Raw genomic sequence first — 8,059 nt, 5'->3', positions numbered from 1 at the left:
ATACGGGACATCCCTGTCCCGATGAAAAACGGCGCGCATCCATGCGCGCCGCCCTCCGGGCCTTCGATTGCCTTCGCGAGTGCGAAACGACGCACAGCAACGGCAACAGCCCGGCGATAGCTACGCTCCTCCAGGGTAGGAGCGGCGCAAGCCGCGACCGCGCAACCGCACGCCGCACCGCAACCTCATGCAATGTGAGAAACACCGCGCATCGTGAAAAACAACGACGCCGAGACGTTCCCGCATCTCCGAGAACAACGCCGCAACCGTTAAAAATGCGGTCGCGGCTCGCGCCGCTCCTACCCCTGAAGCAACGGCCCCGCCGAAAACCGACGACACCGCCGAAGTTCCCGCCACCGCGACCGCCCATCGGCTGAATACGCATCCCGTGCCAGTGGTCACAACGACTTCATACCGGCGCGCCCACACTGCCGTCAGGCGCAGAGTGAATTCGCAAGCTCTCCAGGTTCGCGTCGCCTCCGGCCCGCGGCGCGCATCCCGCCCTTCTTATCCGGCCGGACGCGAGGTGTTTCATGCGCATGCCTCATCCCACTCCGACTTCCGAGCCGCTGCCGTTCGAGCGCGATAGCGCCCTGCCGCACAACCGCGTCGGCTACGAGCCGGCCATGGCGATCACCCCCGCCGCGATCGCCGCTTTCGATGCCCTGGTGCACGAGTTGCACCCCGATGCCGCGCGCGTCGACGCCGCGCGCCTGCAGCGCCTGGCCGGCTGGCTGGCGGCGCTGCCGGCCAGCGAAGCCCGCCGCGTCGTCGACGAGCGCATGCAGAGCCTGCTGGACCTGCGCGCGATGGCCGCCGACCCGGCCTGGGACAGCGACGCGGCGATGCAGGCGCGCCTAGCCAAGCTGTTCGCCTACGTCGACAACGACCAGGACCTGATCCCGGACAAGGTGCCCCTGCTCGGCCTGCTCGACGATGTGCTGCTGATCGAGCTGACCTGGCCGGCGTTCGCCGCCGAGGCCGAGGACTACCGCGATTTCTGCATCTACCGGCGCATCGAGCACCCCAGCGGCGACGACGCCGAGCAACGCGCGGCCTGGGTCCGCGACCGCATCGCCGAGTTGTCGCTGCTGCAGCACAACGCCCGGGTCAACGACAGCCACTACGCGAACGGACGCTCGCCCGAACCGGTGTTCCGGATCGCCTGAGCGCCGGCCGGCCCGCCGGCGCGACGAATCGGCACCGATGCCCGCCATCGGCGCCCGGTTCGCCGGCGCCGCCACGGTGCCGAATAACGGCCGAGTAACGGACCAATCAACGGGCCCATGACCGGGCCCTTGAACAGCAGGCGATACCGTCCCTCCGCCGACCGAATACGGCCTTGTCGCAACCCGGCGAGATCGACCTCTGGGCGGCCATCCAAGCCTGTCAAGGCTTGCCGCCGGCCACCGGGCTGATACCCTGCTGTTCGGCACGCAATCCGCTTGCCGTCCCACGGCTTGAATCCACCCGGTACGGCCGCAGAAACGGTACGCATGTCCGCTCCATTCGTTCATCTTCACCTGCACAGCGAATACTCGCTCGCCGATTCGACGATCCGCATCGGCGAACTGGTCAAACGCTGCGTCGCGCTCGGCCAACCGGCCGTCGCGCTGACCGACATCGACAACCTCTTCGCCACGGTCAAGTTCTACAAGGCCTGCGAAGGCGCCGGCATCAAGCCGATCATCGGCGCCGACGTCGGCCTGGCCGACGGCAACGAGACCGCTTCGCGCCTGACCCTGCTGTGCCGCGACCGCGGCGGCTACCTGACCCTGTCGCGCCTGCTCAGCCGCGCCTGGATGGAAGGCCACCGCACCGAAGGCGTGGTGCTGCGCCCGGAATGGCTGCGCGAAGACAACCAGGGCCTGTTCGCCCTCGCCGGCCGTCACAGCCTGGCCGGCCGTCTCGCCGCCAGCAACCGGGTCGAACTCGCCCATGCCTGGCTGGTCGACTGGCAAGGCGTGTTCGGCGACCGCCTGCACCTGGAACTGACCCGCAGCCAGCGCGACGGCGAAGAGGCCTTCAACGCCTTCGCCATGCAGGCCGCGAGCAAACGCGGCCTGCCGCTGATCGCCAGCAACGACGCCCGCTTCCTCGACCGCGAAGGCTACGAGGCGCACGAAGCGCGCGTGTGCATCGCCTCCGGCCGGGTGCTCGACGACCCCAAGCGCCCGCGCGACTACAGCGCCGAGCAGTACGTCAAGTCGACCGAGGAAATGCGCGAGCTGTTCGCCGACGTGCCCGACGCGGTCGACAACGCCCTGGCCTTGGCGACGCGCTGCAACGTCGAGCTCAAGCTCGGCGAGTACGCGCTGCCGGACTTCCCGGTGCCGGACGAGCACACCATCGAATCCTGGCTGCGCGCGCAATCGCGCGAAGGCCTGATCAAGCGCCTGGAAAAGAATCCGCTGGCGCCGGGCAAGACCCGCGAGGTCTACGACGAGCGTCTGGAAATCGAGCTGGACGTCATCATCAAGATGGGGTTCCCCGGCTACTTCCTGATCGTCGCAGACTTCATCAACTGGGCCAAGGATCATGAAATCCCGGTCGGCCCGGGCCGCGGTTCCGGTGCCGGTTCGCTGGTCGCCTGGGCGCTCGGCATCACCGATCTCGACCCGCTGCCCTACGACTTGCTGTTCGAGCGGTTCCTCAATCCCGAACGCGTGTCGATGCCCGACTTCGACATCGACTTCTGCATGGACCGGCGCGACGAGGTCATCGACTACGTCGCGCAGAAGTACGGCCGCGACCGCGTCAGCCAGATCATCACCTACGGCACCATGGCGGCGAAGGCGGTGGTGCGCGACGCCGGCCGCGTGCTCGGCCATCCCTACGGTTTCGTCGACGGCATCGCCAAGCTGATTCCCAACACGCTGGGCATCTCGCTCGACGACGCCCTGGGCGAGTCGGAAGCGGCGATCAAGAACCCGGAGCTAGCCTCCAGCGAACTGATCGCGCGCTACCGCAGCGAAGACGACGTGCGCGACCTGCTCGACCTGGCGCGCGAGCTCGAAGACCTGACCCGCAACGCCGGCAAGCACGCCGGCGGCGTGGTGATCGCGCCGAGCCCGCTGTCGGACTTCTGCCCGCTGTTCGCCGAACACGACGGCGAGGGCCGCGGCAAGAGCCCGGTGACCCAGTTCGACAAGGACGACGTCGAAGCCGTCGGCCTGGTCAAGTTCGACTTCCTCGGCCTGCGCACGCTGACGATCATCGATTGGGCGGTGCGCGCGATCAACAAGCGCCGCGCCCGCGAAGGCCAGGAACCGCTCGACATCACCGCGCTCGAGCTGACCGACCAGGCCACCTACGAGTTGTTCGCGCGCGGCGACACGGTCGCGGTATTCCAGTTCGAATCGCGCGGCATGCGCGAGCTGCTTAAGCGCGCCAAGCCCGACACCTTCGAAGACATCATCGCGCTCGCCGCGTTGTTCCGTCCCGGCCCGCTGGGCTCAGGGATGGACAAGGACTGGGTCGACCGCAAACACGGCAACGCCGAGGTTACCTACCCGCACGACAGCCTGGAACCGGTGCTGGGGCCGACCTACGGCGTCATCGTCTACCAGGAACAGGTGATGCAGATCGCCCAGGTCCTGGCCGGCTATTCGCTGGGCGGCGCCGACATGCTGCGCCGCGCGATGGGCAAGAAAAAGCCCGAGGAAATGGCGAAGGAGCGCGCCAAGTTCGAGGCCGGCTGCGCCGAGCGCAACATCCCGGCCAAGCAGGCCAGCCCGATCTTCGACTTGATGGAGAAGTTCGCCGAGTACGGCTTCAACAAGTCGCACTCGGCCGCGTACGCGCTGGTCGCCTACCAGACCGGCTGGCTCAAGCGTCACTACCCCGCCGAATTCATGTCCGCGACCTGTTCGTCGGACATGGACAACACCGACAAGGTCGTCAACTTCCTCGACGAAGCGCGGGTCATGGGCCTGACCGTGCTGCCGCCGCACGTCAACGAATCGGACTACATGTTCGAGGCGATCGACGCCAATACGATCCGTTACGGCCTCGGCGCGGTGAAGGGCGTCGGCCGCGGCGTCTGCGAAGCGATCGTCGAAGCGCGCCGTGCCGGCCCGTTCGACGACCTGCTGGATTTCTGCAAGCGCGTCGACACCGGCAAGCTCAACCGCCGCGCGCTCGAAGCGCTGGCCCATGCCGGCGCGCTCGACGGCCTTGGCCGCAACCGCGCGACCTTGATGCTGCAGTTGCCGGAAGTGCTCAAGGCCACCGACCAGCTCGCGAAGGAACGCGCCGCTGGCCAGGTTTCGCTGTTCGGCGGTTTCGAGGCGGCCGCACCGGCGCTGCATCTGGACCTGCCGCAGGCCGACGAATGGCCGCTTGCGCAAATCCTGCACGGCGAGCGCGAAACCCTCGGCCATTACCTCAGCGGCCACCCCTTCGATCCGTACCGCGACGAGTTGCGCAGCCTGGTCGGCACCGACCTGGGCGAACTCGAAGGCATCTGGGAAAAACGCCCGGAAAGCGCGCGCAGCGGCTGGCGCCCGGAACTGGAAGTGATCGTCGCCGGCCAGGTGGTCGGCTTGCGCAAGAAAGGCGACAGCCAGATGTTCGTGCAGATCGAGGACGGCCGCGGCCGCCTGGAGTGCGCGTTCTTCTCCGAGACCTACAGCGAGTTCGCCTCGATGCTGGCCCGCGACCGCCTGCTGGTGATCCAGGGCGGCCTGCGCGAGGACGCTTTCAGCGGCGGCTTCGCCTTGCGCGCGGCGCGCTGCTGGGACTACGCGCAGGTGTGTTCGCGCCACGCCCAGCGCCTGTCGATGCGGCTGGACCTGCGCGTGCCCGGCACCTGGCAGCGCGTCCACGCCCTGCTCGCCAAGCAGCGCCCCGGCCCGACCCCGATCCGCCTGGATCTGCTGCGCGACGGCGCCGCCGGCATGCTCGACCTCAACGGCACCCAGTCGGTGCGCGTCGATGCCGACCTGGTCGGCACCCTGCGCGCGCAGCCCGGCGTGAAGGCGGTCAAGCTGACCCTGTCGAAGCCCTGGGCTCAGAGCTAGAAATGAGCCGCGAGGAGTGAGGAGCGAGTAAAGACGGCTTCTCGCTCTCGCTTCTCGCCTCCGTCCTTTCCCATGCCTCTCGGTACGGTCCCCCGCCCTGGGCTAGACTGTGCCTCAACCCGGCCAACGGCCCGAGCATGAATCCGAATTACCTCGACTTCGAGCAGCCCATCGCCGACCTGGAAGCCAAGATCCAGGAACTGCGCCACGCCAGCAGCGGCCCGGCCGTCGACATCGACGCCGAAATCCACACCCTGCAGGACAAGCTGCGCCTGCGCACCGCGCAGATCTTCCGCGACCTGAGTTCCTGGCAGATCTCGCAGTTGGCCCGCCACCCGGCGCGTCCCTACACCCTCGATTACATCCGGGTGATGTGCGACGAGTTCCAGGAGCTGGCCGGCGACCGCGCCTTCGCCAACGACACCGCCATCGTCGGCGGCCTCGGCCGCATCGCCGGCCGCAGCGTGGTCATCATCGGCCACCAGAAAGGCCGCGACACCAAGAGCAAGATCAAGCGCAACTTCGGCATGCCGCGTCCGGAGGGCTACCGCAAGGCGCTGCGCCTGATGAAGCTGGCCGAGCGTTTCCATCTGCCGCTGCTGACCTTCATCGACACCGCCGGCGCCTGGCCCGGCATCGACGCCGAAGAGCGCGGCCAGTCCGAGGCGATCGCGCGCAACCTGCTGGAAATGGCCGAACTGAAGATCCCGGTGATCTGCACCGTGATCGGCGAAGGCGGCTCCGGCGGCGCGCTCGCGATCGGCGTGGGCGACCGCACCCTGATGCTCGAATACAGCACCTACTCGGTCATCACCCCGGAAGGCTGCGCCTCGATCCTGTGGAAGACCGCCGAGAAGGCCAAGGACGCGGCCGAACAGCTCGGCCTGACCGCCAAGCGCCTGTACGAGCTGGGCCTGATCGACAAGATCGTGCGCGAGCCGATCGGCGGCGCCCACCGCAATCCCAAACAGATGGCCACGCGCCTGAAGGCCGTGCTGCTCAACGAACTCGACGCGCTGGAACCGTTGCCGATCGAAGATCTGCTGCAGCGCCGTTATGAGCGCCTGCGCGGCTACGGCGCGTACGAAGCGGCCTGACCCAGCGAACCCGGAACTGCGGACATGGAAGTCCTGATCAAATGGCTGCTCGGCGGCGCAGTCGCCCTGGTTGCTGCGCTATGCCTGTTCCTGCAAGGCCTCTATTGGTACGGCGCGCGCGATCTGCCCGGGCAACTGCCGGGCCCGAGCCAGCAATACCCTGACGCCACCCGGGCCCTGCTGTGGGATCAGTTGGGCGGCCGCGGCGAGGTCTCGGCACGTAAATTCAATGCGATCACCTACCCGGTTAACGCTGCGTCGTTCGGGGTGCGTTACTACCTGCTCAACCCGAGCAGGGAGCTTCAAGAGCCAGCCGACCTGCGTTTGCTCGACATTGTTTTCAATTACACACGAGGCATGATCGAGCGACAGGCACAGCCGCCATCGCCTCCTATCGTCCATGACAACGGCACGGGTTCGAACGCAGAGGCATTGCAGCCGCCTTCGTACGACCGGCATTTTCAAAGCCTCGCGTTGCCCATAAGGCTCAGCCGCGAATGGCCTGCGACGCGCATGCTCGACATGGTGCTCGAACACGCCGATTACGGACGTGGCACCACCGGGCTGGACGAAGCAGCGCAAGCCTATTTCGGCGCGCCGGCAAAACGCCTGAGCCAGGCAGAGACCGTCGCGCTTTTGAGTCTGATGTTCACCCCGGGCTATATCGATCCCTATTGCGATGCGGCCGACTTCCGCACGCGTTTCGTCGCCGCCCTTGTCAAGTCCGATCTCGCTGTGATCGACGGCGACCCGATGGCGCAATTGACGCGGCTCAAGCCCATCGCCTGCAAGCCGGCGCAGTGAAGCCCGCTTGCGCGAGCTGCATCCGCGGGTTTCAGCAACTCGGATCTCAAAAACGCGGGCCTCACCAAGCCCGTTGATACTGCTCCGGCACGTGCGTCGTCGTACCGAGTTCGCGTGCGGCGCGATGCGGGAAATACGGGTCGCGCAACAACTGCCTGGCGAGCAGCACGACATCGGCCTCGCCGTCGGCGACGATGCGTTCGGCCTGCGCCGCTTCGGTGATCAGACCGACCGCACCGGTGGCGATGCCGGCTTCGCGGCGAATCCGCGCCGAGAACGGCACTTGATAGCCGGGTTCGTTCGGGATCCGCGCATCCGGCACCAGGCCGCCGCTGGATACGTCGATCAGGTCGACGCCGAGTGTCTTGACGATGCGCGCCAGCTCCACGCTCTGTTCGATGTCCCAGCCGCCGTCGGCCCAGTCGGTCGCGGAGATCCGCAGCCACAGCGGCAGGCGTTCGGGCCAGACCTCGCGCACCGCCGCCAGCACTTCGCGCAGCAGGCGCGTGCGGTTGTCGAAACTGCCGCCGTAACGGTCGTCGCGCTGGTTCGACAACGGCGACAGGAACTGATGCAGCAAATAACCGTGCGCGGCGTGGATCTCGACCAGTTGGAAACACGAATCCAGCGCGCGCTGCGCCGCCGCGGCGAAATCGTCGACCACGGTGCGGATCTCGATCGGCTGCAGTTCGCGCGGCTGGCTCGAATCGTCGCGGAACGGCAACGGCGATGGCGCCACCGGTGTCCATCCGCCCGCGTCGGCCGGCACCGCCTTGCCGCCTAGCCATGGCGCTTCGACGCTGGCCTTGCGCCCGGCATGGTTGAGTTGCGCGCCGACGACCGCCTCGCGCGAACGCAGGAAGCAGGTGATGCGGTGCCAGGCTTCGGCCTGCGAGGCGTTCCACAGGCCGGTGTCGGCAGCGGAAATGCGGCCTTCCGGCGACACCGCACAGGCCTCGGTCATGACCAGGCCGGCGCCGCCGACCGCGCGGCTGCCCAGATGGACCAGATGCCAGTTGTTCGGCAGCCCGTCGACGGCCGAGTACTGGCACATCGGCGACACGACGAGACGGTTGCGCAACTTCAGCGATCGTTGCGACAGCGGAGCGAAAAGCCGGGACACGGTGGTTTGCCTGC

Annotated in this window: 5 protein-coding genes; 4 read left to right on the top strand and 1 reads right to left on the bottom strand. The window is 67.4% G+C overall.

The annotated features are described in order from the left end of the window. Window positions 1-539 precede the first annotated feature (539 nt). The 4 genes from EX88_RS23790 (at window position 540) to EX88_RS0113570 (ending at window position 6,922) form a co-directional block, all read left to right on the top strand. Complete coding sequence (locus EX88_RS23790; RefSeq protein ID WP_152566262.1) at window positions 540-1,169, top strand: hypothetical protein; 630 nt, start codon at window positions 540-542, stop codon at window positions 1,167-1,169. Between the two features lie 327 nt (window positions 1,170-1,496). Beyond that, on the top strand, window positions 1,497-5,021 hold the full coding sequence (gene dnaE, locus EX88_RS0113580; RefSeq protein WP_031372531.1) for a DNA polymerase III subunit alpha: 3,525 nt from the start codon (window positions 1,497-1,499) through the stop codon (window positions 5,019-5,021). A gap of 137 nt (window positions 5,022-5,158) precedes the next feature. Further along, the gene (locus EX88_RS0113575; RefSeq protein ID WP_031372530.1) at window positions 5,159-6,118 is read left to right on the top strand and encodes an acetyl-CoA carboxylase carboxyltransferase subunit alpha; all 960 of its coding nucleotides are present in this window, start codon (window positions 5,159-5,161) and stop codon (window positions 6,116-6,118) included. Between the two features lie 24 nt (window positions 6,119-6,142). Further along, window positions 6,143-6,922: a transglycosylase domain-containing protein gene (locus tag EX88_RS0113570; protein ID WP_031372529.1), complete on the top strand. Its 780-nt coding sequence runs from the start codon at window positions 6,143-6,145 to the stop codon at window positions 6,920-6,922. A 61-nt stretch (window positions 6,923-6,983) separates the two neighbouring features. Here the strand turns inward: EX88_RS0113570 and EX88_RS0113565 are convergent, their stop codons facing one another. Then, on the bottom strand, window positions 6,984-8,045 hold the full coding sequence (locus tag EX88_RS0113565) for an NADH:flavin oxidoreductase/NADH oxidase (protein WP_031372528.1): 1,062 nt from the start codon (window positions 8,043-8,045) through the stop codon (window positions 6,984-6,986). Window positions 8,046-8,059 lie beyond the last annotated feature (14 nt).

Origin of the sequence: Lysobacter antibioticus (genome assembly GCF_000731095.1) — a bacterium.
In the GTDB taxonomy this organism is placed as follows: domain Bacteria; phylum Pseudomonadota; class Gammaproteobacteria; order Xanthomonadales; family Xanthomonadaceae; genus Lysobacter; species Lysobacter antibioticus_B.
The sequence above is the reverse complement of the archived record's forward strand: the minus strand, read 5'-3'. Positions and strand labels throughout refer to the sequence as shown.